Annotated in this window: 26 protein-coding genes; 10 read left to right on the top strand and 16 right to left on the bottom strand. The window is 70.5% G+C overall.

Annotated elements, in window-relative coordinates:
• Positions 1–22: 22 nt before the first annotated feature.
• Complete coding sequence (locus tag BMW88_RS00710) at positions 23–265, top strand: three-helix bundle dimerization domain-containing protein (RefSeq protein WP_089948255.1); 243 nt, start codon at positions 23–25, stop codon at positions 263–265.
• 235 nt (positions 266–500) lie between these two features.
• Here the strand turns inward: BMW88_RS00710 and BMW88_RS00705 are convergent, their stop codons facing one another.
• The gene (locus BMW88_RS00705) at positions 501–860 is read right to left on the bottom strand and encodes a hypothetical protein (protein WP_030480258.1); all 360 of its coding nucleotides are present in this window, start codon (positions 858–860) and stop codon (positions 501–503) included.
• Between the two features lie 13 nt (positions 861–873).
• Positions 874–1,137, bottom strand: coding sequence for a hypothetical protein (locus BMW88_RS00700; RefSeq protein ID WP_245777491.1), 264 nt, complete (start codon positions 1,135–1,137; stop codon positions 874–876).
• Positions 1,138–1,355: 218 nt separating this feature from the next.
• Between BMW88_RS00700 and BMW88_RS00695 the strand changes: the two genes are divergently transcribed.
• Positions 1,356–2,738 carry a helix-turn-helix domain-containing protein gene (locus BMW88_RS00695; RefSeq protein WP_089948253.1) on the top strand — a complete coding sequence of 461 codons (1,383 nt, stop codon included), beginning with the start codon at positions 1,356–1,358 and terminating at the stop codon, positions 2,736–2,738.
• Between the two features lie 151 nt (positions 2,739–2,889).
• Entirely contained in the window at positions 2,890–3,171 is a 282-nt protein-coding gene (locus BMW88_RS00690; protein ID WP_089949382.1) for a hypothetical protein, read from the top strand.
• Positions 3,172–3,256: 85 nt separating this feature from the next.
• On the opposite strand, the gene BMW88_RS00685 is transcribed toward BMW88_RS00690, so the two are convergent.
• Complete coding sequence (locus tag BMW88_RS00685) at positions 3,257–3,976, bottom strand: SDR family oxidoreductase (RefSeq protein WP_089948252.1); 720 nt, start codon at positions 3,974–3,976, stop codon at positions 3,257–3,259.
• Between the two features lie 88 nt (positions 3,977–4,064).
• Here BMW88_RS00685 and BMW88_RS00680 point away from each other — a divergent pair, with 88 nt between their 5' ends.
• The gene (locus BMW88_RS00680; RefSeq protein ID WP_089949381.1) at positions 4,065–4,898 is read left to right on the top strand and encodes a LysR family transcriptional regulator; all 834 of its coding nucleotides are present in this window, start codon (positions 4,065–4,067) and stop codon (positions 4,896–4,898) included.
• Here BMW88_RS00680 and BMW88_RS00675 read toward each other — a convergent pair.
• From BMW88_RS00675 to BMW88_RS00660, 4 genes are read right to left on the bottom strand one after another with little or no spacing between them, the layout of a single operon-like run.
• Positions 4,891–5,910 (bottom strand): copper resistance D family protein, encoded by a 1,020-nt coding sequence (locus tag BMW88_RS00675; protein WP_089948250.1) that lies wholly within the window; start codon positions 5,908–5,910, stop codon positions 4,891–4,893. The genes BMW88_RS00680 and BMW88_RS00675 overlap by 8 nt on opposite strands.
• Positions 5,907–6,434, bottom strand: coding sequence for a copper resistance CopC family protein (locus tag BMW88_RS00670; protein ID WP_089948248.1), 528 nt, complete (start codon positions 6,432–6,434; stop codon positions 5,907–5,909). The genes BMW88_RS00675 and BMW88_RS00670 overlap by 4 nt, the downstream gene beginning before the upstream one ends.
• The gene (locus tag BMW88_RS00665; RefSeq protein WP_089948247.1) at positions 6,431–7,162 is read right to left on the bottom strand and encodes a YcnI family copper-binding membrane protein; all 732 of its coding nucleotides are present in this window, start codon (positions 7,160–7,162) and stop codon (positions 6,431–6,433) included. Before BMW88_RS00665 ends, BMW88_RS00670 begins: the two co-directional genes overlap by 4 nt.
• Positions 7,163–7,204: 42 nt before the next feature.
• The gene (locus BMW88_RS00660; protein ID WP_089948246.1) at positions 7,205–7,720 is read right to left on the bottom strand and encodes a hypothetical protein; all 516 of its coding nucleotides are present in this window, start codon (positions 7,718–7,720) and stop codon (positions 7,205–7,207) included.
• A 58-nt stretch (positions 7,721–7,778) separates the two neighbouring features.
• Here BMW88_RS00660 and BMW88_RS00655 point away from each other — a divergent pair, with 58 nt between their 5' ends.
• Complete coding sequence (locus tag BMW88_RS00655; protein ID WP_089948244.1) at positions 7,779–9,428, top strand: BCCT family transporter; 1,650 nt, start codon at positions 7,779–7,781, stop codon at positions 9,426–9,428.
• Here BMW88_RS00655 and BMW88_RS00650 read toward each other — a convergent pair.
• The gene (locus tag BMW88_RS00650) at positions 9,406–9,840 is read right to left on the bottom strand and encodes a DUF6474 family protein (protein WP_089948243.1); all 435 of its coding nucleotides are present in this window, start codon (positions 9,838–9,840) and stop codon (positions 9,406–9,408) included. The two genes, BMW88_RS00655 and BMW88_RS00650, sit on opposite strands and share 23 nt — an antisense overlap.
• Before the next feature lie 82 nt (positions 9,841–9,922).
• On the opposite strand from BMW88_RS00650, the gene BMW88_RS00645 reads away from it, so the two are divergent.
• Positions 9,923–11,566: a TM0106 family RecB-like putative nuclease gene (locus BMW88_RS00645; protein WP_089948241.1), complete on the top strand. Its 1,644-nt coding sequence runs from the start codon at positions 9,923–9,925 to the stop codon at positions 11,564–11,566.
• Here BMW88_RS00645 and BMW88_RS00640 read toward each other — a convergent pair.
• Entirely contained in the window at positions 11,563–12,321 is a 759-nt protein-coding gene (locus tag BMW88_RS00640) for an SDR family NAD(P)-dependent oxidoreductase (protein ID WP_089948239.1), read from the bottom strand. The genes BMW88_RS00645 and BMW88_RS00640 overlap by 4 nt on opposite strands.
• Before the next feature lie 323 nt (positions 12,322–12,644).
• On the opposite strand from BMW88_RS00640, the gene BMW88_RS00635 reads away from it, so the two are divergent.
• On the top strand, positions 12,645–13,946 hold the full coding sequence (locus tag BMW88_RS00635) for a UDP-glucose dehydrogenase family protein (RefSeq protein ID WP_089948237.1): 1,302 nt from the start codon (positions 12,645–12,647) through the stop codon (positions 13,944–13,946).
• A gap of 19 nt (positions 13,947–13,965) precedes the next feature.
• Complete coding sequence (locus tag BMW88_RS00630; protein ID WP_089948235.1) at positions 13,966–15,750, top strand: gamma-glutamyltransferase family protein; 1,785 nt, start codon at positions 13,966–13,968, stop codon at positions 15,748–15,750.
• 163 nt (positions 15,751–15,913) lie between these two features.
• Here the strand turns inward: BMW88_RS00630 and BMW88_RS00625 are convergent, their stop codons facing one another.
• From BMW88_RS00625 to BMW88_RS00615, 3 genes are all read right to left on the bottom strand, one after another.
• On the bottom strand, positions 15,914–16,126 hold the full coding sequence (locus BMW88_RS00625; RefSeq protein WP_089948234.1) for a hypothetical protein: 213 nt from the start codon (positions 16,124–16,126) through the stop codon (positions 15,914–15,916).
• A 97-nt stretch (positions 16,127–16,223) separates the two neighbouring features.
• Positions 16,224–16,571, bottom strand: a complete 348-nt coding sequence (locus BMW88_RS00620) for a hypothetical protein (RefSeq protein ID WP_089948232.1) — start codon at positions 16,569–16,571, stop codon at positions 16,224–16,226.
• A gap of 293 nt (positions 16,572–16,864) precedes the next feature.
• Positions 16,865–17,239, bottom strand: a complete 375-nt coding sequence (locus BMW88_RS00615) for a hypothetical protein (RefSeq protein WP_030465567.1) — start codon at positions 17,237–17,239, stop codon at positions 16,865–16,867.
• Between the two features lie 441 nt (positions 17,240–17,680).
• On the opposite strand from BMW88_RS00615, the gene BMW88_RS00610 reads away from it, so the two are divergent.
• Positions 17,681–18,967: a UDP-glucose dehydrogenase family protein gene (locus tag BMW88_RS00610; protein ID WP_089949380.1), complete on the top strand. Its 1,287-nt coding sequence runs from the start codon at positions 17,681–17,683 to the stop codon at positions 18,965–18,967.
• Here BMW88_RS00610 and BMW88_RS00605 read toward each other — a convergent pair.
• The 3 genes from BMW88_RS00605 to BMW88_RS00595 form a co-directional block, all read right to left on the bottom strand.
• Entirely contained in the window at positions 18,947–19,897 is a 951-nt protein-coding gene (locus tag BMW88_RS00605; RefSeq protein WP_089948230.1) for a UDP-glucuronic acid decarboxylase family protein, read from the bottom strand. The two genes, BMW88_RS00610 and BMW88_RS00605, sit on opposite strands and share 21 nt — an antisense overlap.
• A 72-nt stretch (positions 19,898–19,969) precedes the next feature.
• Positions 19,970–21,925 carry a glycosyltransferase gene (locus BMW88_RS00600; protein ID WP_089948229.1) on the bottom strand — a complete coding sequence of 652 codons (1,956 nt, stop codon included), beginning with the start codon at positions 21,923–21,925 and terminating at the stop codon, positions 19,970–19,972.
• On the bottom strand, positions 21,918–23,336 hold the full coding sequence (locus tag BMW88_RS00595) for a glycosyltransferase (RefSeq protein ID WP_089948227.1): 1,419 nt from the start codon (positions 23,334–23,336) through the stop codon (positions 21,918–21,920). The genes BMW88_RS00600 and BMW88_RS00595 overlap by 8 nt, the downstream gene beginning before the upstream one ends.
• 53 nt (positions 23,337–23,389) lie before the next feature.
• Here BMW88_RS00595 and galE point away from each other — a divergent pair, with 53 nt between their 5' ends.
• Entirely contained in the window at positions 23,390–24,373 is a 984-nt protein-coding gene (gene galE / locus BMW88_RS00590; RefSeq protein WP_089948225.1) for a UDP-glucose 4-epimerase GalE, read from the top strand.
• Here the strand turns inward: galE and BMW88_RS00585 are convergent.
• Positions 24,358–25,473 carry a flagellar basal body-associated FliL family protein gene (locus tag BMW88_RS00585; RefSeq protein ID WP_089948224.1) on the bottom strand — a complete coding sequence of 372 codons (1,116 nt, stop codon included), beginning with the start codon at positions 25,471–25,473 and terminating at the stop codon, positions 24,358–24,360. The genes galE and BMW88_RS00585 overlap by 16 nt on opposite strands.
• Positions 25,474–25,530: the final 57 nt, after the last annotated feature.

The following is a 25,530-nucleotide window of genomic DNA, read 5'->3' as shown; positions in this document are numbered from 1 at the left end:
CACAACGGCCCAGGGAGGACACATGACGGAGATGATCGACGGCCACCAGGTCCGCGACCCGCACAGCCTGCGCGTGGAGACCGAGGACCAGCTCAGGCAGGCGGCTGCCGAGGTGCACCGCCGGGTCGGCGACCAGTACGAGGAGCAGCAGGTCCAGGCCGCCGTGCGGGAGGCCTACGACGAGATCCACGACCAGGCGAAGGTCGAGTCGTTCCTGCCGATCCTGGTCGCCCGCTCGGCGGAGCAGAAGCTGGCCGAACGCTGAAAACGGCCTCTGCCCGCGCGGGAGGTGCGGACAGAGGCCGTGGTTGGTGACCGCGGACCGGCGCCGGTCGGGGAGGGAAGGTGCACGGCACCGGCCCGCGGGAATCCGTGGAGTTGTAGCTGACCGGGGTCCGCGATGTCGCGGTCGGGGGTTCGCGCATCGCGGACCACCGGTCAGTAGGCCATTTGCAGACCTGGACGTGTCGGGGGGACGCCAGGTCGGTCGCAAAGGCCCGTTAGTGGGCTCGAGCCACCGCGCGGCGGGACCGGGTGACAGGAGGGGTCACCGGGGCCTCGCGCAGGTGGCGAGCCGGGCGCGGGGCGAGTCCGCCCGCGACCAGGTGTTCGTACGCGGCGCGCCACACCGAGCAAGGTGACTTCTGCTGGCGCCAGCGGCCGGAGCACTCGGGGCAGTTGCCCTTCTCGTCCGGCTCGTGCGCTGCCAGCAGAGCACGCCATCCCTCGGTCAGCCGAGGGAGCTCGGATCGAGCCACCGACAGGAGGGACGGGGCGTCGGCCCGGCTCGCCAGCTCCGTGAGCAGGTCGAGACGTTCCCACACAGCGTTGCGAAGAACCTGTCCGAGGATCGCGTCCATCGAAACGTCACCATCACCTTTCCGCCTGGTCGGCGGCTTCGCGTAGCGCGGCCCTGAGCTGTACGAGCTGGTCGTGCGACAAGACTGCCGTCTCCCCGGGAGGGCCTACCAGGACCACTCGGCCCTGAACGACCTTCACGGTGAGCTGGCGGTCCCGGTCGACCACGTCGCCGCAGCTGATCTGCCACGTCCGACGCTGCCCGGTCGTGCCGCGCCATGTGGAGCCGGTGTCACCCGTCTCCACAATGGAGGTGGAGTACGTGGAGGAGCTGTCCATCTATTGGTCGTTCCTCTCCGTGCTCGCTCGCTTACCGGAGTCCAGATTGCGATGATTCATGTCGGAACGGGATGTCACAGCGCTGACCGGTGTGACTCCTACGGTGAGCGGTAAGCGGTGTTCGGCAGGGCCGATCAGCCTCGCCGAAGAGGACTTCTCCGGCTCGGGGACCTGCCCCTAGTCTGCCGATGACGCCCAACGGACTGTGAGGGTGCGCGATGAACACCATGAGCTCCCAGGGCTCTCCTATCCCCGCCGACGTGTGGGACCAGCAGGAGATGCGGGACGCACTGGCCCGGCGGGAGATCAGCTCGGTCTACCGGCTGCTCCGCAGGCACGGTGTGTCCCAGCGCCAGATCGCGGCGCTCACCGGGCAGTCGCAGTCCGAGGTCTCGGAGATCCTCAAGGGACGCCAGGTGATGGCGTACGACGTCCTCACGAGGATCGCCATGGGTCTGGGTGTCCCACGTGGATACATGGGTCTCGCCTATGACGAGACAACGGCAGTGAGGGTGGCCGCGACCGCGGACTCACCCCATCCTGAGGAGGACGAGTCGGTGAAGCGTCGGAAGTTCCTCGCGCACGCCGCCGCCGTGACAGTCGGCGCGGCCGTGTTCGGAGCGGACTCCGGGTCGTGGGTCTCACACCCCACACAGACTCCGGCTCCGGGACGCATCGGCATGACCGACGTGCGTCAGGTCGAGGCGGCGACGCGGGCTCTGCGCGCCCTCGACTACCAGTACGGCGGCGGCTCCTGCCGCGACGCCGTGGTCGCCCAGCTGTCCTGGGGACAGCAGATGCTCGGTGCGAGCTCCACGGACATCGTCCGCCAGCGCCTCTACGTCGCGCTGGCCGACCTGCACAACCTCGCCGGCTGGACGTCGTTCGACACGGGCCTGATGGACTCGGCCCGCAACCACTTCGGCCAGGCCCTCGACCTCGCCAAGCAGGGCGAGAACGAGGCGCTGATGGCGAACATCCTGTACCGCATGGGCCGCGTCTACCTGCACCAGAACGCCCCCGACGACGCGCTGAAGGTGTTCCAGCTCGGCCAGCTGGCGGCGCAGAACTCCGGGTCCGAGCTCGCGGTGGGCATCCTGTGCGCGAACGAGGCCTGGGCCTACGCGAAGATGGGCTCCGACGAGCAGGCGCTCAAGCTGCTCGGCCGCGCGCGCGACGAGTTCTCCCGCGCGAACGTCGCCGAGGCTCCCGCCTGGGCGAAGTTCTTCAACGAGATCGACCTCTCCTCCATGATCGGCACGGTGCACACGGAGCTGGCCCAGACGGTGGACGCCAAGTACACGCGGACGGCCATCCCCGCCCTGTCCAAGGCGATCAACAACTTCGGTGACGAGTACGCGCGCAGCCGCTCGTTCAACCTGACCTCGATGGCGATCAACCACCTGCTCGAGGGCGACATCGACCACGGCGCCAAGATCGGCCGGCAGGCCGTCGACCTGTCGGAGAGCCTCAAGTCGGTGCGCACGAAGCAGCGGATGGAGCCGCTCCGCCAGGAAGCCGAGAAGCGCCGCAACAACCCGGAGGCCCGCGAGCTGGCCGACCGCGTCGCCCGGTTCACCGGCGCCGACACCGCCGCCTGATCCCATCTCGTTTGGGTCCTATAGCATCCCTTTCGGATGGTGTGGGACACGAACCGGTAACGCCAGCGCCTTCGCACACGAATGCAGCATCGACGGGCGTGCAATCCACGCCTAGGGTGCGGCAGGTCGGGCGGAGGACGAGGTGCGGCGCGTGAGCCTTACACGGAGGTGGCGTTCCAGGAGAGCGCTGCGATCCGCGCAGTTGCTCGACGAGGTGGTGGACACCCAGCTACCGCTGCTGGCGGCGTTCGACGAGGAGCGGCGACGCCGGTCCGCCGACTACCTCGCCGAGCTCGTGGCGCTGGCGCAGGACTACCGCTACTACGCCAACGGCTGGATCGACAGCCGCGAGCTGGACCGCCGCGGTCAGCGGACGATGAACCGGCTGGCGCGGATGCGCGAGGAATCTTCGGCTCGACTGATCACCGACTAGGCCGTTCGCGCGCAGCTCGTCGTGCCGATCGGACCACTCGTCGACTGGGTCCGGAGCTGCGGATGTTTCACGTTGAACATCTGTCTCACCAGGGCACCGGGCCGGCGTCGTCGAACAGGCCGCCGGTCGGGCCGTCGTCCGGCAGGGTGGCCAGCCTGACCGCGATCCTGGCGCCGTTCGCCGGGGTCTCGTGCCCCTGGAAACCGTTGAAGTCGGTGGCGACGTAACCGGGGCACACGGCGTTGACCTTGATCCCGGTGAGTTCCTTGGCGTACTGCACCGTGACGGCGTTCAGGAACGTCTTCGACGGCATGTAGACCCCGTCGACGTCGACGAAGTCCACCTCCGGCGAGTTCTGCAAGGTCAGCGACGACAGGTGGCTCGACTGGTTGACGATGCGCGGCCGTGCCGACCGCCGCAGCAGGGGCAGCACCGCGTTGGTGACCCGGACGACGCCGATCACGTTGGTGTCCAGCACCTTCGTCAGCAGCTCCGGGGTGGCGGCGGAAGGCGCAGTCGGCCACTGCCCGGCGATGCCCGCGTTGTTGACCAGCACGTCGAGGCGGCCGAACCGCTCGTCGACCAGTGACGCGGCGGAGGCCACGCTCTCGTCGTCGGTCACGTCCAACGGCACGAAGAACGCGTCGGCGCCGTTCGCCCGCAGTTTCGCCGCCGCCTCCTCGCCGCGCCGACGGTCCCGCGCGCCGACTCCGACGCTCATCCCGAGCGCGCCGAGGCCTGCCGCGATCTCGTGGCCGATGCCCTTGTTCGCGCCCGTGACCAGCGCGATCGTCTGTTCGCTCATGGATTCGATCGTGGTCCGGCGAGCGTTCGAGACCAACACCGTTCCGGTGTCGCAGCGATACCCGGCCGGTATGGATACCGTGGACGTCGTGGAGACCCGAGAGCTCCGGTACTTCGTCGCGGTCGCGGAAGAACTGCACTTCGGCCGCGCCGCCGAACGCCTGGGCATCGCCCAGCCACCGCTGTCGCGGACGATCGCCCAGCTCGAACACCGGCTCGGTGTCGCGCTGCTGACCCGCACCAGCCGCCGGGTCTCGCTCACCGGCGCCGGCGCGACCCTGCTGACCGAGGCCAGGGGGATCCTCGGGGCGGTCGTGGCGGCCGAGCGCCGGACCAGGAGCGCGGCCGCCGACCGGCCGTCGCTGGTGCTGGCCGCGAAGGCCGGCAGTTCCGGCGAGGTGCTGGCGAAGCTGCTCGACGCGTACGCCGCCGAGCCCGGCGCCGTCCCCGTCGACCTCCTGCTGTGCGAGTCGAACACCCACCTCCCGCTGCTCGACGGACGGGCCGACGTCGCGCTGCTGCACGAGCCGTACGACCCGACGACCGGCCTCGACGTGGAGGTCCTGCACACCGAGGGGCAGGTCGCGGTCATGCCGGCGACGCACCGGCTCGCGGGAGCGCCCGGGCTGCGGACGGCGGACATCAGCGACCTGAGCGACCAGGTCCGCTGGCCGCGTCCGGACGGCACCTACCCGGACGGTCCCGGCATCGAGGTGCGCAACCTGACGCAGCTGTTCCAGATGATCGAGCTCGGCAGGGCCGTCGCGGTCATGCCGGAGTTCGTCCGCGCGGGACTGGCCGAAGGGCTGGTCGCGGTGCCCGTCGTCGACGCGCCCAGGGTGACGACGGTGATCGCCTGGCCGCCGCACAGCCGGTCACGCGCGCTCGCCGACCTGGTGAGGGTCGCGACGGGGTTCAGCTGACGGGCGCGCGGCTCAGGACGACGGCGAGACCGAAGGCGACGCCCAGGACGGTCACCTCGAGCACCGCCCACTGCACGATCGCCGTGACCTCGTGCCGGGCGATCCGCGGCAGCAACCGCCACCGGATGTGCGCGCCGAGCACCGCGACCAGCACCGCGCACACGGCCTTGCCGACGAACAGCAGGCCGTAGCCGGTCGTGAACACCGATCGCGGGAACGGCACGACCGGATTGAGGATCAGCTCCAGCAGCCCGTTGAACAGGCCCGTCGCCGTCACCACGACCAGGCTCGCGGTGGCGATCCTGGAGAACTTCGGCAGCGCGACCGCCAGCAGGCCCTTGCGGTGGGCGACCAGCGCGACCAACGCGCCGAGCCCGCCGGTCCACGCCGCGGCGCCCAGCACGTGCAGCTCCATGGAGACCATCGAGTAGTCGTGGTACTCCCAGTTGGAGGCGTGCCCGGTCACCGGGATCGGCAGCAGGCCGAACATCGAGATGAGGATGCGCAGCTCGGCGGGCACGGACTCACCGCCGCGCACGGCCATGACGCCGATGAACAGGTACACGAACGCGCAGGCGGCGCTGAACAGCAGGCCCTTGCCCGCGCCGACGTCCGCGATGTAATCGAGGGCGTTGCCGACGCTGACGTTGCTGCCCGGCCGCAGCTCGGCGGCCTGCAGCACGATGGCGGTCAGCGCCGTGGCCACCCAGACGGCGGCGGCGACGACCGCGGCCGGCCGGGCGACGCGCATGACCGGTTCGGTGTGCGTGGGACGGTCGAAACCGAGCAGCTTCGGCAGGATCGACAGGCCGACGACGACCGTCGCCGACACGTCGAGCAGCACCCGCGTGACCGGCAGGCCGTACCGGACCGCCACCCCGGCGTCGACGACCCCGGCGACCACGACCGGTGGTGCCAGCACGAGGCCGAGCGCGATGCCCGCGAGCGCGCCGAGGACCAGCCCGGCGAGCACGCGGTGGTGGGTGGGGACGGCGGTCCGGACGCCCCTCATGCCTTCGCGCCGCCTCCGCGCAGGGCGAGGAACACGCCACCGCCGAGCAGCACCACCGCGCCGACGACCCACACCCAGACGGGCAGGCCGCCGCCGGAGCCGCTGTCGCCCGAGGCGGTCGGGTTCGCCGGTGTGGTGGGGGTGCCCGTGCCGTCCTTGGTCAGCGTGAACGTCAGCTCACCGGACACCGGGTGGCCGTCCGCCGACAGGACCCGGTAGCCGATCTTGTACTGCCCGGCCTTGCCGAGCGCGTTGACCTTCGCGGTGACGGCGTTGTCCTTGATCGTCGGATCGCCCGCGGCCTCGTAGTGCCCGCCGTTCGCGTCGACGACGGAGATCGTGTTGATGCCCTCGCCGCCCTGCACGTCCTGGTCGAACGTGAGCGTCACCGCCGACGGGCCGGTCTCCAGCGACGTCTTGTCCTTCGGGTCGCTGCCGATGAGCGTGTTGTGCGCCGCCGCGGGGGCGGCCGTGACGAGCACGGCCGCACCTGCGATCAGGCACGCGATGAGCGCGCGCTTCATGCCTTGCGCCGCGAACGCAGGATCGCGCCGACGCCGAAGCCCAAGCCGAGCGCGCCGACGGCCAGACCGGCGCCACCGAGGTAGCGGGCCGTCTGGTCGGAACCGGCGGCCGCCGCCTCGTGCGTGTCGGTGCTGTTCGCGGCCGGGGTCGTGCCGTGGCCGCCGTGGCCGTCGTCGCCCGCCTTCTTCGGGGCGAGCTTCAGCGCGGGCGCCGGGTGCTCCGGCTCCTTGCCGTCGGCGGACGCCTGGGACCAGTCCACGACCTCGCCGTTCTCGTAGGTCTGCTTGGTCGGGAGCAGCAGCGTGTCCTTGCCCTCTGGCAGGGTGCCGAGCGCGACGAAGAACTCCTGGTACTCGTTGACGCCGATCTTCACGCCGGGCTCGGCGGTCCAGGTGATCGTCTTGAAGGCCTCGGTGACCTCCTTGCCGGCGATCGTCACGGGCTTGTCGAGCTTGCCCTTGACGACCTCGGCCTTCCAGCCGGCCAGCGGCTTGGTGCGCACCGAGGTGAGCGGGGTGTCCTGCGGCAGCGTCACCTCGATCTTGGTGGTGCCGGCGGTGTCCCGCTCGTTCGGGACGCGGAACGCGAACGTGGCGCGGCCGCCCTGGGTGAACTCGGCGGGCTGGGCGGTGACGTGCGCGGACGCGGTGACCGGAGTGCCGAGCACGGCGATCCCGGCGACGGCGAGGACGGCGAGCGTGCGCACGCCGAATCGGTTGGTCGACATGAAGTTGTGACTCCTGGTTGCCAGAGGGGTGGGATCGGGTGATCAGGAGCTGCTGGGTGGGCCTCGTCGGCCGTGCGCGCGTGTGTGGAGGACCGCGTGTTCGTGCCTCGTGTACGGCGTGCTGTCGAACGTCCGCACCGGCGTGGTGACCGGCAGCGGCGTGAGCCTGCGGGGGATCAGGCGGGTGACCGCGGCGAACAGCCGGAACAGGGCGTTCTCCGCGTGGAACAGGAGCAGTCCGGTCAGCGCCGCGGCGACGAGGTGCGCCAGGACCATCTGCCCGGTGAGGGTGTTCGTGTGCTCGTGGTTGACCCACGTGAGCAGCAGGTGCTGCGCGAGCTGCGCCGTGCCGAGGCCGGCCATGACGGAGAGCTTGCCGGTGCGGCGGTCCGCGAGACTCGCCGCGGCGAACGCGATGAGCACGACCAGCGGCAACGCGTGGATGAACTCCGGCAGCTCACCGCCGCCCAGCCCGTGCGCGGCGATCGTGAGCGCCGCCGAGGTCAGCGCGAGCGCGGCACCCCGCAGGGTGCGCAACTCACTCGGCCGGGTGCTCACAGCGCTGAGGGTAATCGGAGGAGTTTGCCGAGGTCCATCAGCGGGTATTCGCGGCCGCATGACCGTTCAATGCGACAAGCCGGGCCGTACCGACCGGGTCGTGTTCGGCGTTGCCGCAGGTCTCACGCTTGCGTTCGTGACCTGGGGAATCGTTGGGACAGACAGTTTGGCGTCCGCCTCGAAGACGGCGCTGGGCTGGATCATCCGGAATCTGGGCTGGGCTTTTGTGATCTCGGCCTCCGGGTTCGTGGTCTTCGCCCTGTGGCTCGCCTTCAGCCGCTACGGCAAGATCCCGCTCGGCCGCGACGACGAGAAGCCCGAGTTCAAGACCGTCTCGTGGGTCGCGATGATGTTCAGCGCGGGCATGGGCATCGGGCTCATGTTCTACGGCGTGAACGAGCCGCTGACCCACTTCGTGAAGCCGCCGCCCGGCACCGACGGGGATCCCCTCGAAACCGCGATGGCCACCACGCTCTTCCACTGGACGTTGCACCCGTGGGCGATCTACGCCGTCGTCGGCATCGCCATCGCGTACGGCAGCTTCCGCCGCGGCCGGTCCTCGCTCATCAGCTCCGCGTTCGCGCCGCTGCTGGGCCGCCGTGCCGCGTCCGGCTGGGGCCGTGCCATCGACGTGATGGCCATCTTCGCGACCCTCTTCGGCTCGGCCACCTCACTCGGGCTCGGCGCGCTGCAGATCGGCAGCGGGCTGGAGGCGGCGGGCTGGACGGGCGGCGTCGGCAAGGGCGTGCTCGTCGCGATCATCGCCGTGCTGACCGTGGCGTTCGTCGCGTCCGCGGTGTCGGGGGTGGCCAAGGGCATCCAGTGGCTGTCGAACACCAACATGGTGCTGGCCGTGGTGCTGGCGCTGTTCCTGTTCGTCGTCGGCCCGACGGTGTTCATCCTGAACCTGCTGCCGACCGCGCTGGGCGACTACTTCCGCGAGCTCGCGAACATGGCCGGCCGGACCGCCGCCTCGGGTGGCGACGCGACGGAGACGTGGCTGTCCGGCTGGACGATCTTCTACTGGGCGTGGTGGATCTCGTGGACGCCGTTCGTCGGCATGTTCATCGCGCGCATCTCGCGCGGCCGGACGATCAAGCAGTTCGTGGCCGGGGTGATCCTGGTGCCGTCCGCGGTGTCGCTGGTGTGGTTCGCGGTCCTGGGCGGGACGGCGATCTTCGAGCAGCGGTCGGGGACCGACCTCGCGGGACAAGCCACCCCGGAGTCCCAGCTCTTCGCGCTGCTCGGCCAGTTCCCCCTGGCGGCCGTCGCCGGCGTCATCGTCATGGTGCTGGTGGCGATCTTCTTCGTGTCCGGTGCGGACGCCGCGTCGATCGTCATGGGAACGCTCTCCCAGCGGGGCACGATCCAGCCGACGAAGCCGGGGGTGGTCTTCTGGGGTGTGCTGACCGGTGCGGTCGCCGCGGTGATGCTCCTGGTCGGCGGGTCCAACGCGCTGACAGGACTGCAGAACCTCACGATCATCGCGGCGTTGCCGTTCATGGTCGTGATGGTCGGGTTGTGCGTGTCGCTGGCGAAGGACCTGCGGTCCGACCCGATGATCAGGCGCGAGGAGCGGGTCGCCGAGGTGATGGAAGAGGTCACCGCGCACCTCGACCCCGGTCAGGTGGTCGAGGCGGCGGCGGTCAAGGCCGTGGCCGAGGTCACCGGGAAGACCCCGGAGGTCACCGCACGTTCAGGCGCCTGAGCAGTTCCTGCTCCAACATTTCCAGATCCGTCGAGACGGCCCGGTGCGCTGCTTTGCGCCGGGCCGCCGGCATCCGTTCGGCGGCGCGCACGGCGGCCAGGAGCTGAGCCAGGCGTGCCTCGGTCTTCGAGGCCCAGTCGGAGTCCGCGGCCCGCACCGCCTCGAGCGACTCCGCGAAGCCGACGATCCGCGCGTGCAACCGGGCTCCGTAGCCGGAGTACTTCCCGATGTCCGCGACGTCGATGCCGAGCCGGCGTGCCCGGAACCGGTCGTACCGCTCGCTCAGCAGACCGGCTCCGCGAGCGATCACCGGGGCCAGCACCGGAATGAGCGCGGGCGCCACCACCTTCGCGACACCGACCAGGTTCTTCGCCCTGCTGGGCGTGAAGCCGGCCTTCGCTTTGCGCGCCATTCGGGTACACCTCCTCCGTCACGTGGAACTTACTGCCCAGGTTGCCGACACATCTCACCGACGCGCGACATACGCTGCATCCGTGACTTCCCAGGTGCAGCTCGACGCCGGCGTGGTCACTCGTTGTCGGCGGCGGGTGCACCTCGAAAACGATCCGGAGATGCGCGACGCTCCCAAAGCGGCGCCGGATCCGGCTTCGGAACAACGGAAAGCGGACGCGGCGAACCACCGCCGCGCGGTGGCGGACGCCCTGGGCCGCATCGTCGGCTCCGACCTCTTCGAGGTGCCCAGCGGACCCGACGTGCGCAGTGCCGACCGGGAACGCGTCACGCTCGCCGCGATGGAGATGGGCGCGCCGTACATCTGGGGCGCGGCTCTGCCGCGTGACCCGCGGGGCGGCCGGCGCGGTGGCATCGACCTGCTGGTCAAGGACTCCACCGGGTACGTGCCGGTGCTCGTGGTGCGACACAAGATCACCGATCCCGGCCAGGGCGCCCGCACCAGCCCGTTGACCATGCCCCTGCCCGGCGGCAGCCGCACGGACCCGCACCGCAAGGTGCGGCCGCAGCCCCGCGACCAGCTCAGGCTGGCCCACGCCCAACGGCAGTTGCAGGCCGCCGGGTACGCGCGCAGCGGACGCGCCACCGGTGGCGTGATCGGCATGGACGCCGACGTGGTGCTGTGGCACGACCTCGAGGCGCCGACGTGGCCAGGCGGCAGGACGGCGCTGGCCGAGTACGACGCGCGGTTCAGCGACCGGCTCTCGGTGGCGCTCGCGGCGGTCAACCAGAAGGACCCGCTCGCCAGGCCGTCGCGGATCGTCGACTGCAAGACCTGCCCGTGGTGGCCGACGTGTGACAGCGATCTCAAGCAGGGCCGGGACGTCAGCCTGGTCGTGCGCGGCGAGGACGCCGTGGCGCTGCGCAAGGTTGGACTGTCCACAGTGGATGCGCTGGCCGAGCTGGACCCCGCGGCGGAGGGCCCGGTCCAGTTGGTGGGCATGCCGTTCGGCGACGCCGTGGTGCTGGCGCGCGCGTGGCTGCGGGACCTGGCGCTGGTGCGGCGGGTGCCGGAGATGGACGTGCCGCGCGCGGACGTCGAGGTCGACGTCGACATGGAGAGCTTCGGCGATCTCGGCGCGTACATGTGGGGCTGCCTGTTGTCCGGAAAGGACATCGACGAGGAGTACGGCTACCGCGCGTTCGTGACGTGGGACGCATTGCCGTGCGATGACGAGGCGCGCTCGTTCGCCGAGTTCTGGACGTGGCTGACCGGCATCCGGCTGCGGGCGAAAGCGCGCGGGCTGTCGTTCCGCGCCTACTGCTACAACGAGCTGGCGGAGAACCGCTGGCTGCTCGCGTCGGCGGAGCGCTTCGCGGGCAAGCCGGGCATCCCCACGGTCGCCCAGGTCAAGGAGTTCATCGGCTCGGACGCGTGGGTGGACCTGTTCGGGATCGTCCGCGAGCAGTTCCTGTGCGCGCACGGCAAGGGCCTGAAGATCATCGCGCCGGCCGCGGGCTTCCAGTGGCGCGACCCGGAGGCCGGCGGCGAGAACTCCATGCGCTGGTACCGGGCCGCCGTGGGGCTGAACGGTGACGAGCTCGACGTCGAGCAGCGGCGGCGGCTGCTGGAGTACAACGAGGACGACGTCCGGGCCACCCACCGGCTGCGCGAGTGGATGACCTCGGACGCGATGTCCAAGCTGCCCTACGCGGGCGATCTCTAGCGGGGGGCCATCCGCAGGGCGCCGTCCATGCGGATGACCTCGCCGTTCAGGTAGTCGTGCTCGATGATCGACAGGGCGAGCTGCGCGTACTCGGCCGGCTGGGCGAGGCGCTTCGGGAACGGCACGCCGGCGGCGAGGCCCGCGCGGAACTCGTCGGAGACCGTCGCGAGCATCGGGGTGTCGACGATGCCGGGCGCGATGGTCAGCACGCGGATGCCCACGCTCGAGAGGTCGCGCGCGGCCGGGAGGGTCATGCCGACGACGCCGCCCTTCGAGGAGGCGTAGGCGACCTGGCCGATCTGGCCGTCGAACGCGGCGATCGAGGCGGTGTTGATGATGACGCCGCGGGCGCCGTGCTCCAGCTCCTCGGTCTTGCCCATGGCGGCGGCGGCCAGGCGCAGCACGTTGAACGTGCCGATCAGGTTGACCTCGACGACCTTGCGGTAGAGGTCGAGGTCGTGCGGGCCGGTCTTGCCGACGGTGCGGGACGACGGGCCGATGCCCGCGCAGTTCACCGTGATGCGCAGCGGGGCGCCCGAACCGGCGGCGGTGTCGACGGCGGCCTGGACCTCTTCGGCCGAGGTCACGTCGGCGGCCAGGTAGGTGACGTTCTCGACGGTCTCGGCCTGCTCCACGGCACCGGGCAGGTCGAGCGCGAACACCTGCGCCCCCCGCGCCGCCAGCGCACGTGCGGTCGCGCCGCCGAGACCGGACGCGCCACCGGTGACGATGGCCGCGGTACCCGAGATCTCCATGCCTTCACCCTCCTCGAAGCGAACTGCTCGCGAGGAGGTTAACGCTCGTTACCCGAACTCGGTGCCCGGCCCTTTCAGAACCGGGAGGGCGACCGGTCGGCGAGGTGCAGCAGCGCCACCAGCGGCACCGCCGCCAGCAGCGCGAGGCCGATGAAGATCGTCGCAGTCATCAAGATTCCCATGCCTTGAACTGTGCCGTTCGAGGCTGTTCGAAACATCGGCCGCGCCGGTAGACCTCTGGGAGGAGATCTGTCACGGTCAGCTACGACGAAAGTCGTACGGCGTTCTCCGGGACGCCAACTGGGCATGTCAGGGTCACCCGCATGTTCGCGCGTCGGATCGCCGTGGTGGGGACCGGTTACGTCGGGTTGACCACCGGAGCCTGCCTGGCCTCTCTCGGACACCGCGTGGTCTGCGCGGACGTCGACTCCCTCAAGGTCGCGCGGCTGCGCGCCGGGCAGGTCGACATCCTCGAACCCGGACTCGCCGAGCTCGTCGTCGAAGGCCGGGCGGCGGGACGGCTGGAGTTCGTGGTCGGGGCCGCCGCCGCGGTGGCCGAGGCCGAGGTCGTCTTCCTGTGCCTGCCGACGCCGATGGGCGCGGGCGGCGCGGCGGACCTGAGCGCCGTCGAGTCGGTGGCCGCGGAGATCTCCGGTGTGCTGCCGTACGGGACGGTCGTCGTCACCAAGTCCACAGTTCCCGTCGGCACATCCGCACGCGTGCGCGCGCTGCTCGGCCGTGAGGACGTCGCGGTCGTGTCGAACCCCGAGTTCCTGCGCGAGGGGACCGCGGTCGAGGACTTCCTGCACCCCGACCGGATCGTGGTCGGCTCGGACTCGCCGCAGGCGGCGGAACGGGTGGCGGCGCTGTTCGCGAAGCTCGGCGCCCCGACGGTGCTGATGGACGCCGCCAGCGCCGAGATGGTCAAGTACGCCGCGAACTGCTTCCTCGCGATGAAGCTGAGCTACGTCAACGCCGTCGCCGAGCTGTGCGAGCTGCTGGGCGCCGACATCGAGTCGGTGTCCGAGGGCATGGGCCACGACAGGCGGATCGGGCAGTCGTACCTGCGGCCGGGACCGGGCTGGGGCGGTTCGTGCCTGCCGAAGGACACGCACGCGATGGTGCAGATCGCCGAGGCCGTCGGTGTCGACTTCGGACTCGTCCGGTCGTCGATCGAGGCCAACGTCCGGGCGCAGCTGCGGATCGTTGACAAGGTGCGCGACGCCTGCGGTGGTTCGCTGGCCGGCGTGCGGGTCGGCGTGCTGGGACTCGCGTTCAAGGCCGGGACGAACGACCTGCGCGACTCGCCGGCGCTGGCCGTCGCCGAGCAGCTCGTGCTCGAAGGCGCCGAACTGACCGCGTACGACCCCGGGGTGACCGGGCCGATCGCCGGGATGCTGCTCGTCGACGACCCGTACCAGGCCGTGAAGGGCGCGCAGGCCGCGGTGCTGCTCACCGACTGGCCCGTTTTCCGCACACTCGACTGGACGCGCGTCGCGGAGCTGATGGACGGCCACGTCGTCGTCGACGCCCGCAACCACCTCGACGCCGACGCCTTGGCACGCGCCGGGCTGAGCCATTCGGGCGTGGGGCGTGCATCACTCGGAGTCACGCAATTTAGTTAGCGTCGCATACCTTTATGGGGTGTTCACCACGCGCCCTGAACTCGTCGGCACCTTCGGCATGGTCGCATCGACCCACTGGCTGGCCTCCGCGGCGGCCATGGCGGTGCTCGAGGACGGCGGCAACGCGTTCGACGCCGCCGTGACCGCGGGTTTCGTCCTCCAGGTGGTGGAACCGCACCTCAACGGCCCCGGCGGCGAGGTCCCGATCGTGTTCGCGAGGGCCGGCGCCGCCCCGCGCGTGCTGAACGGCCAGGGCGTGGCACCCGCCGGCGCGACGATCGAGCACTACACCGGGCTCGGCCTGGAAATGGTGCCCGGCAGCGGGTTGCTGGCCGCGACCGTGCCGGGGGCGTGGGACGGCTGGCTGACTCTTCTGCGTGACCACGGCACCAAGTCGTTGCGCGACGTGCTGGACAAGGCGATCGGGTACGCCCGCGACGGCTTCCCGCTCGTGGAGCGGGCCACGCACACCATCTCGCTGGTGCAGGACCTGTTCCGGGACCACTGGCCGACGTCGGCCGCGCAGTGGCTGCCCGGTGGTGCGGTGCCGGCACCCGGTCGCCGCTTCCGCAACCCGAAGCTCGCCGACACGTGGGAGTGGCTGCTCGCCGCCGCCGAGGCCGCCGGCTCCGACCGCGAGGCGCAGATCGAGGCCGGGCGCAGGGCCTGGTCGCAGGGGTTCGTCGCCGCGCAGATCGACGAGTTCTGCCGCTCCGAGTTCCGCGACGACTCCGGCCGCGCCCACGCGGGGGTGCTGACCGGCGCCGACATGGCGACCTGGGAGGCGTCCTACGAGGACGCGCTGGTCGTCGACTTCGGCGAGTGGTCACTCGTCAAGGCCGGCGCCTGGACGCAGGGACCCGTTCTGGCGCAACAGTTGCGGCTGCTGGAGGGGTACGACCTGTCCTACGTGGACGGCAAGCCGACGGCGGAGACCGTCCACCTCGCCGTCGAAGCGGCGAAGCTCGCGTTCGCCGACCGGGAAGCCTGGTACGGCGACGTCGACGACGTCCCGCTCGCGACCCTCGTCTCGCGCGAGTACGCGGCCGAACGCCGCGCGCTGATTTCCGAGACCGCGTCCTTCGAGCTGCGGCCGGGCTCGCCCGACGGCCGCGAGCCGGTGCTGCCCCAGCACATCCTGCGCGGTGCCTCGGCCGGCGCCCCGCTCGACGCGATGGGCGCGATCGGTGAGCCGACGGTGGAACGCACCGGTGCGACACGCGGCGACACCGTGCACGTGGACGTCGTGGACCGCTGGGGCAACATGGTGTCCGCGACCCCGTCCGGCGGCTGGCTCCAGTCCTCGCCGACGATCCCGTCGCTCGGCTTCTGCCTGGGCAGCCGCGCCCAGATGTTCTGGCTGGACAGGGGTGTGCCGAACTCGCTGGCCCCCGGCAAGCGCCCGCGGATCACGCTGTCGCCGTCGATGGCGCTGCGGGGCGGCGAGGCGGCGCTGGCGTTCGGCACGCCCGGCGGTGACCAGCAGGACCAGTGGCAGCTCGGTTTCTGGCTGGCGCACCGCGCGGGCCTGAACCTGCAGGAGGCCATCGACTCGCCGATGTGGCACACGAACGCGTTCCCGAGTTCGTTCTACCCGCGCGCCTGGACGCCGGGGGAGCTGGTCATCGAGTCCCGCGCCGGCGTGGACGTCCTGGCTGCGTTGCGAGCGCGTGGCCACCAGGTCGTGGACGCCGGCGAGTGGACCCTCGGCCGGATGTCGGCCGTGGGGAGGGACTCCGCGGACGGACTGCTGCGCGCGGGCGCGAACCCGCGCGGCGCGCAGGGCTACGCGGCAGGCCGCTAGGGCTTGTCCCGTGAGTCCGTTCGATGAGAGTCACGGGCGAGAGTTCCGGAGGCGGTGCCGCCGCGACGTCCTCATACCGGGCGTATTCGGGCGTTGCGGCGGTGCCGCCTCCGGGGCCCTCGGCCGCGACTATCGCGGACGAGACTCACGGGACGCGCCCTAGCTAGCCGTTGATGGTCCCGGCGCCGTCCTGCACGGTTCCCACGTTGCCGCCGGAGTGCTTCAGCGCGTTGACGCTCACGGCACGCGTGACGGTGTTGAGCTGCTCGATCGGGTCGATCTGCGGGAGCTGCGGTGCGGCCTGCGCGGTGCCCGCCAGTGCGGCGAACGCGCCGGCGGCGATACCGGCGGAAGCGACGATCTTCTTGATGCTCAAGGCGTTTCGCTCCTAGGAGAACACGGGGAAGTGGAACGGCGCCCGATTCGAGGGGGAGGGAATCGGGCGCCGCCCCGGCCAGGAAGTGCTGGTTGGATCAGATGTCGACGTGCGCGAAGCCGCTCGCCGACTCCGCCGGCCGCTGGTGGAGACCGAGCAGCGAGGCGACGGGAAGACCGCTGCCACTCGCGTCGACGTCGTCGACGAGCGCGACCACGTTCGGCCGCTGGCCGTTGAGCGCCTGGAGCTTGCCGCCCGCGTCCGCGGTGTCGACCTTCGCGAGGTCGCCGACGGTCGCGAGCTCACCGAGCTCGCCACCGAAGTCGGGCCGCGCGTGCGCGGTGGCGTCCGCGGTGTCAGCGTGTGCGATCCCACCCAGGCCGAGCATGACGGTGGCGCTGCCGAGGGCAACAGCGGCCCCCGCGACGGTCTTCCTGAGGTTCATAGGCGCGAAAGTGTCGCAATCGGACCCTCTACATCAAGCTGCGTAACTCAGGCGAGGGAACTTCTTCATCCCTTGGAGGGAAACCACTCCAGTTCGACGGTGCAAAGTCGCGTCCGGAATCTCGAACTCCGGATCGCATCCGTACCGTTTGGACCGTGGTCGAACTCGAGCGGTGACGCCTCGGATCGTCCCGGTGTCCGGAAATCGGGCGAATTGCGCAGTTGTCGCGCTGGACGGGGCAGCGTTCATCTCCGCCGCAAAACGCGGCGGCTCGAAATAGATTGACCCGTGAGTCAGGCAATCGCCCCTGGCGGCAGCTTGAGCTTGAACGGCAGCGTCGTGACGACGGCCAGGTCGGACGCGGTCGCCTTCATCAGCGACGGGGCGTTGCGGGCGCCCGGTTCCGGCAGGTCGAGCAGCCGGTCGACGGCCTCGACCAGCGGGCCCTCGTAGATCCAGACCGCCTGGGCCGGCCGGGCCGAGTCGCGGACGGCGGGCAGTCGTCCCGCGCGCGCCTCGGTCTCGGACCAGAACAGGATCGAGTCGATGAATCCTCTGCGCTGTTTGAACGCCATGATGCGGTCGAGCTGCCCGGCGTCGTCCCTCAGGTGGAGGAACTGAAACCCGTTCTCGCGCAGCTCGATGACCTTGCTCAGTGCGTGGTCCATGGCGCACCTACCCCTGTGGGGTCACCTTTGGAGTGACCGTTCAGTCATACGACCCGAAAGGATCGTACGGTAAGTCAACGTTCGTCCGTAAGCCGTAGTCCGAAAGAGTATCTCAATTGGTGGACGTCTGTGGCTCAGGGTAATCACCTGTCTTCTTGGCCGAGGAAACGGCCAGGACGGTCACTACGGTTCGCGTCAGGAACGCCACACCGCCCAATGTGACTAACGTCACGGTGATCCACATTCGTCGCCTCCGAGTGGTGACCTACACCCGTAGTAGACGTGTAGCACTCTTCGGCGGTTGCAAGCCGCACCGACCCGCGTTCTTGACACAACCGCTGCGAGAGATCTCACGCCCACTGTGAAAACCGCCCCGTCGCGCGCGGGAGCTGTGCGACGATCGGCGCTCATCTGGTCGTGCTGATCAAGGGCGGTTCGGGGATGTTCGTTCGCCGGGTTGCGGTCGTCGGGGCCGGGTACGTCGGGCTCACGTCAGCCGCCTGCCTCGCGTCGCTGGGGCACCACGTCATCTGCGCGGACATCGACGAGAAGAAGGTCGAGCAGCTCCGCGGGGCGCAGGTCTCGATCTTCGAACCCGGTCTGCCGGAGCTGGTCCAGGAGGGACTGGCCGCCGGCCGCCTGGAGTTCGTCGTCGGCGTGCGCAACGCCGTGCGGGACGCCGAGGTGGTCTTCCTCTGCGTGCCGACGCCGATGGGCGAGGGCGGCGCCGCGGACCTGAAGGCCGTCGAGGCGGCCGTGGCCGAGATGAAGGACCTGCTCGCGCCGGGCACCGTCGTGGTCAACAAGTCCACGGTCCCGGTCGGCACGGCGGCCCGCGTGCTCGAACTGCTCGAACGCGACGACGTGTTCGTCGCCAGCAACCCGGAGTTCCTGCGCGAGGGCAGCGCGGTCAGGGACTTCATGCACCCCGACCGGATCGTCGTCGGGTCGGACGCCCAGAACGCCGCCGAGCGGGTCAGCGCCCTCTACGCCCGCCTGGGCGCGCCCACCGTGCTCATGGACGCCGCCAGCGCCGAGCTCGTGAAGTACAGCGCCAACTGCTTCCTCGCCATGAAGCTCAGCTACGTCAACGCGATGGCCGAGCTGTGCGAACGGCTCGGCGCCGACATCGCGAACGTCACCGAGGGCATGGGCTTCGACCAGCGCATCGGCCAGTCGTTCCTGCAGCCGGGGCCTGGCTGGGGCGGGTCGTGCCTGCCCAAGGACACCCACGCGCTGCTGCAGATCGCCGAAGCGGCCGGCCACGACTTCGAGCTGCTCACCGCCACGATCAACACCAACGAGAAGCAGAGCCGGCTGATCATCCGCAAGATCGCCGGGGCGGTCGGCGGCGACCTGTCCGGCAAGAAGCTCGGGCTGCTGGGCCTCGCGTTCAAGGCGGGCACGAACGACCTGCGGGACTCCCCGGCGCTGAAGATCGCGAAGATGCTCAAGGCGGAGGGCGCCGAGCTCGTCGCCTACGACCCGGCGATCACGCAGGCCGTCGAGGGCGTCACGGACGACGTCACGGTGGTGGACGACGTGCAGCAGGCGGCGAAGGACGCGAACGCGCTCGTCGTACTGACCGAGTGGCCGCAGTTCCGCTCGCTCGACTGGGCGGCGCTCGCCGGGACGATGACCGGGCAGGTCGTGGTGGACACCCGCAACCTGCTCGACGTCGACGTCCTGACGCGCGCCGGCCTCACGTCACACGGCGTCGGCCGGTAGCGCGTTCGCCGAGTACCACTCGATCGTCCTGAGCAGGCCCTCGCGCAGGCTGACCTCGGGCTCCCAGCCCAGCAGGGCCCGCGCGCGGCTGATGTCGGGCTTGCGCTGCGTCGGGTCGTCGGTCGGCAGGTCCGAGTACTCGAGGCTCACCGAGACGCCGGTCAGGTCGCCGACGACCTGCGCCAGCTCCAGGACGGTGATCTCCTGCGGGTTGCCGAGGTTCACCGGCCCGAGCTCGCCCTCGAGATCCGCCAGCGCGAGGATGCCGCGGACCAGGTCGCCGACGTAGCAGAAGCTGCGGGTCTGCCGGCCCGTGCCGTAGACCGTCAACGGCTTGCCGCTCAACGCCTGGTGCACGAAGTTCGACACCACGCGGCCGTCCGTGGCCTGAAGGCGCGGACCGTAGGTGTTGAAGATGCGCACGACGCCCACGTCGAGCAGGCCCAGGCGGTGGTAGGCGCCGAGCAGGGCCTCGGCGTAGCGCTTGGACTCGTCGTAGACGCTGCGCGGGCCGATCGGGTTGACGTTGCCCCAGTACTCCTCGGGCTGCGGGTGCACCTGCGGCTCGCCGTAGACCTCGCTGGTCGAGGCCTGGACCAGGCGCGCGCCCTTCTCGATCGCCATCTCGGCGACCTTCTTCACGCCCGTCGAGCCGACCTCCAGCGTCTCCAGCGGACGCTCCAGGAACCTCGGCGGCGAAGCGGGGGAGGCGAAGTTCAGCACGAGGTCGACGGGACCCTCCACGGTCCAGTCGCCGCAGATGTCGGCCTCGATGAACTCGAAGCGCGGTTCGCCGGCGTACCTCGTGACGTTCTCGGTGAGCCCGGAGGAGAAGTCGTCCACCACCACGACCGACCAGCCGCGGTCGAGCACCGCGTCTACCAGGTGCGATCCGATGAACCCTGCACCACCGGTGACCACTGCGCGCATGGCGTGAACCAACCCCTCCCCCAGGACCGAACAACACGAACGAGTGAAACCTAGGCTACGAAAGGTCCAGGCCTAGGCGTTTTGCGCCTCCCAGTTGCTGAGCCACACGTCACGTGCCTCGCGTTCGCCGCGGACCCGGGACAGCCAGTCGCCGAGGGCGTCGACCTGCAGCTCCAGCGCCCCGGACATGAGGCGCGGGCAGCTCTCCCGGACGGCGTCGAAGCCCGCGTCCTGGGAGATGTTCGTGAGGCTGAGCATCGAGGTCGCCGACTGCCGGTAGCGGCCGACGATCGTCTGCACGTGCGCTGCGTGTCCACCGCTCTCGGCTACCCGGCACCACAGCTCGTAGTCCTCCCAACCGTGCAGACGGCGGTCGAGCGTGTAGCCCTCGAGCTCCTCCAGCGCCTCGTGCTTGATCAACGCCATCGCGTCGATGTAGTTGCCGTAGCGCAGCCGCCAGGGCTCCCACGGCCACACGCCCATGAGCCCCACCGGACCGGTCGAGTCGAACCGCTGCAGCACGCCGTAGGCGAACGACGCCTCCGGGTCGGCGTCGATGGCGGCCACCAGGCGCTCCAGGCCCGTCGGGACGATCGCGTTGTCCGAGTCGAGCACGAACACGAGCTCGCCGCGGGCGTGCCGGAACGCCTCGTTGCGAGAGCGCGGCAGGCCGCGGTTGACCGGGTGCCGCACCAGCGTCACGGGGACGTGCGGGCTCTTGTCCATCCACTTGCGCACGGTGGCGTTCGAGCCGTCGTTGGAGCAGTCGTCGACGACGATGATCTCCAGGTCGCTGTACGTGCCGGACGCGGCGGACTCCAGCGCCTCCACGACGTACGGCTCGTGGTTGTACAGCGCCATGATCACCGAGACGCGCGGCGTGCGGCGGTCCCACGCGGGCGTGCGGTGGTCGATCACCGGCGTGGGGTCGATCGCGGGGTCCGTGGAGACGCGCCGGCGCAGGTCGATGATGTCGAGGCGGATCTCGCGGATCGCCTGCCGCACCGCGTCGACGCTGTCGGTCTCGCGCTCCCAGGCCGGGGTGATCTGCTGGCGGAACGGCTGCGTGCGGCTCGGGCCGAGGCGCAACCGGTGGCCGTCGTGGGTCTTGCGCAGGTCCCGCGCCACCGACAGCAGCTTCTCGACGCCGGCGGAGAACGGGTGCTCCCTGATCAGCTCGTAGGCGTTGCGGCGCAACGCCTTCAGCCGGTCCGGGTCCTCCAGCAACGCGGCCAGCGCGTGCGGCAGCGACGACAGCGCGGAGAACACGAGGTGCTCGTCGTGCCGGAACGGCTCGGTGTGCAGCGACGTCTCGGACAGCATCACCGCGCCGCAGTGCGCGGCCTCGGCGGCGCGCAGCCACTCGAAGTACGGCTCGTCGGCCTGGTGGATGTTGACCAGGACCTTGCTGCCCGCCAGCAGCTTCCGCTTGCGTTCGCCCGTGACGAACGCCGCGTGGTCGCCGGTGTTCGGGGCGGCGTTGTCCGAGAGGATCAACCGGCTGCGGCGCGACCAGAGCTGCCGGCCGATCTTCGAGAGAGCGTGCTCACGGCGTGGCGTCGCGCAGCCCATGAACAACACGTCGAGCTCGTGGGCGTCGGCGTTCGCGTCGAACTCGTCCCAGGTGGGCGTCCAGCCGAACTGCAGGTGCTCCGCCGCGATGCCCTGCGCCCGGTAGCGCTTCACCGACAGCGTGCTGAAGTCGAACACGGCGCCAAGCTTGTGCCCGTAGTAGACGTTCGTGTCGAAGTGCGACGACGACGGCTGCTCGGCGGTGATGCCGATGCAGCGCTTGGCGAGGCGCGGGTCCTCGAGGAACTGCCCGCCCTCCAGCACCGCGTACTCGTGCGTGGGCAGCAGGACGAAGACGTCGTCCGGCTCGGTGTCCACGACGGACGTCACGACGTCGGCGGGCACGCCCAGCCGGGTCGCCTCGTCGACGATCGCCTCCGCCAGCTCGTGGAAGAACGCGTTCTGGAACCGCGACTGGACCACGCGCAGCCGCAGGTCGGTGCGCTGGTCAGGCATTGCGGCCGCCCTTGATCACGCCGGTCGCCTTGCGCAGCGGCGCCGTCACGCGCCACGACGTGGAGCGCTCCAGGTCGGCGATCCTGTCCTGCAACGTCGTGCGCCAGTGCAGGTGCTCGCGGATCTCCTCGTCCAGCCTGCGGTTGAGGCGGTCGTTGTCGCGCGCGTACTCGGCGAGCAGCGTCGTGGCCTCGTCGAGCGCGGTGAGGCGTTCGGCGGCCTTGGCCAGCTCGCTGTACTCGTTCTTGAGGTCGTGCAGCTCCTGGGAGACCACGTACTCGCGGCGGCGCGACTCGTCGAGCTCGGCGAGGGCCTTGCCCAGCGCGTCCTCCAGGCCGGTCGCGACCGACTCGGCGCGCTCGCGGGCGGCCTTCTGCTCCTCGGCGAACCGGAGGCTGCGCTCGAGCTGGTCGGAGGCGGGGTCGGCCTCGGGGACGACGACCTGGGACAGCGGGTGGCGGGCCGTGCCGCCCTTCGCCTTGGTCCTCGTGGCCGCCGCGACCGCCGTCTGCAGGTGCTTGACCAGCGACTCCTCGGAGTACCGCTCCGCGATCCACGCGCGGTACGAGCGGCGCTCCTCGATCGGCGGCTCCTGCGCGAGCACCGCGGCCGCCTTCTCGACGACCGCCAGCACGTCGGCGTCCTCGACCGCGTGCGCGCCCGGCGCCTCGAACAGCTCGGCGCCACCGCCCGCCGGGTAGCCGATGACGACGCAGCCCGCGCAGAGCGCTTCCGCGACGGGCAGGCCGAAGCCCTCGTCCCGGCCGAGCGCGATGAACACCGACGCGTCCGCCAGCTCGTCGGCCACCTCCTGCTCGGTGACGTCGTCGAGCGAGACGACCTCGACACCGGCGAACCGCTTGTCGTTGCGGAACAGCGCGGTCAGCACGGCGGCCTCGCGCGGGCGCTTGCGGGGGAGCAGCACGACCTTGCGCTTGCGCTCCTCGGCGAAGCGGTACAGCTCGGTGTCGATCACGTAGGGCACGAGCTGCACCTTCAGCTTCGGGTGCAGCGCCGTCAGCACGTCCACGCTCGCCGTGGAACCGGCCCACACCTGCGGCGTGGGCTTCCACGCCGGGTAGTCGGTGCCGCTGAAGTTGTCGAACGTGTAGTAGTGGTTCTGGTTGTAGACGACCTTGCGCACGCCGGGGGCCGGGTCGAAGCCGTCCAGCACCATCACCTCGGGCACGACCAGCAGGTCGTCGGGGCCGAGCTCGCAGGTCTCCCCGCTGATGACCTGCGCGGACGACGAGAACCAGCCGACCTGGAACCCCTCGGCGAAGTGCCACACCTTGGCGTCGAAACCGGTGCGCCCGGCGAGCTCCGCGTGCCGGTACATGGCGCGCACGCCGCCGGACGGCTCGGTGACGTCCGGGACTACGTACACGACCTGGCGAGTCATGGTCGACATCAATCCCCTCGTGGGTCTGGCATAGCCTGTCGCCGTCGAACGGAGGACAAGCGGTGACGATCCTGGTTACCGGCGGTGCGGGCTACGTCGGCTCGCACGTCGTGCACGCGCTGACCGAGACCGGGCGTGGCGTGGTCGTGGTGGACAACATGCGCACGGGCTCGCCCGCGGCCGTACCGTCCGGCACCCCCGTACACACTATCGACGTCACCGACACGGCGAAGCTCGAACAGGTCATTCAGGACCACGGTGTGACGGCCTGCATCCACCTCGCGGGCCTGAAGAACCCCGGCGAGTCCATGAAGGACCCCGGCCTGTACTTCCACCACAACGCCACCGGCACGTTGTCCGTGCTGAACGCCCTGGTGCGGACCGGTGTCCGCGATCTGGTGTTCTCGTCCTCCTGCTCGGTCTACGGCGCCGCGGAGAAGCTGCCGATCACCGAGGACAGCCCGTTGCAGCCCATCAGCCCGTACGGCCACAGCAAACTCGTGGGCGAGCGGATGATCGAGGCGTACGGGAACGCGCACGGCCTGCGCTGGATGTCGTTGCGCTACTTCAACGCGGCCGGAGCGGCGCTCGACGGCAGCATCGGCGAGGACTGGGGCCCGACGCACAACCTGGTGCCGTTGCTCGCGAAGGCCGCCCTGGGAGCGCGTCCACCGGTGACGTTGTTCGGCAGCGACTACCCGACCGAGGACGGCACCGCCGTGCGGGACTACACGCACGTGGTGGACCTGGCCGAGGCGCACGTCCTGGCGCTGGACCACCTGCGCGACGGCGGTGCTTCCGCGGCGCTGAACCTGGGGACCGGCACCGGGTACTCGGTGCTACAGGTCGTGCGGGGGCTGGAGCAGGTCGCGGGCCGGCCGTTGCCGGTGACCTTCGGCGACCGCAGGCCGGGGGACCCGCCCGTGGTGTGGGCGGATCCTGCCCGTGCCTTCGAGGTGCTGGGCTGGCGTGCCAGGTTCGGTCTTCCCGAGATCCTCGCCACCGCGTGGCGGTGGCACGCCGGCACCTCTCACTTGGCGGGGTAGTTCTTCTCGATGGCGGTGACGACCTTGTCGGCGCCGCCGTCCATCGCCGCCTTGGTCTTGCCGCGGACCTCGACCCGCACCAGCGACTTGTCCGAGACGTAGAAGATGCGCGAGTCGAACGGCGCGTCCGGCACGTCGGTCGCCTTCTCCGAGACCATCGAGGGCAGCTGCTTCGGGCCGGTGGTGGCCGCGAAGCCGTAGCCCTTCTGCAGGTCGGCGAGCGCGTCGGCCGCGGTCTTGGCCGCCGCGCCGTCGGTGCAGGCGAAGATGTGGACCTGGGTGAACCAGTCGTCCGCGAAGAGCACCTGGGACATGCCCGACTCGGCGCCGCACGTCGTCAGCAGCGCGGCCTCGTCCGGGCTGAACTGCGACTTCTCCTTCGACGCCTTGTCCACCGTCACGGGACCGGTGTTGGCGGCGTCGACCGCGCCGGCGAGACCGTTGAGCGGCAGCTTCGGCCCGGCGCTCGACGACGTCGTGGACGGCGGCGGGGCGGTGTTGCTGTTCGCCGTGGTGCCGCCGGACTTGCTGCCCGCGGTGAACCACCAGATGCCGCCACCGATCAGCGCGAGCACCAGCACGACACCGATGATCGCGAAGATCTTGCCCTTGCCGCCGCCGCTCGACTCGTCGAAGACCTCGGGCCCGTGGCTCCAGCTCGGCGACGGCTGGTTGATCTGGTCGAAGTCACCGCCGACCCACGGCGGCGGCGCGGGCTGCTGCTGCGGCTGGCCCCACCCACCGGGACCGGGCTGGACGGGCGCCACGAACTGCGTCCGGTCGGCGTCGCCTCCGCGCTGACCGCCGGGAACCACCTGGGTGGCGTCGGCGTTCGGGTTCTGCGGCTGCTGCGGCTGTGGCTGCGGTGGCTGCGGTGGCGCCCCCTGCACGTTGACGACCTGAGTGCGGTCGGAAGTGTTGGGCGGCTGCGCCTCCCACTTGAACGGCGGCGCAAAAGGCCCGCTCTGAGGACTCTGGGCGGGCCCACCGCCGGCCGAACCGGAGAGGACCTCGTCCCGGCGGCGTCGGTAGTCGTCAGCCGAGATCCGACCAGAGGCGAGTTCGTTGTCGAGCTTCTGCAGCTCGTCTTGCCAGGTCACCCCTGGCACCCCCTTCCGCGCGAACATGAGACTCGGACATTGTGCCCGTGCCCTGTA

The sequence above is a fragment of the Lentzea xinjiangensis genome, assembly GCF_900110955.1.
Lineage (GTDB): Bacteria > Actinomycetota > Actinomycetes > Mycobacteriales > Pseudonocardiaceae > Lentzea > Lentzea xinjiangensis.
This window is presented reverse-complemented; position numbering and strand designations above follow the sequence as displayed.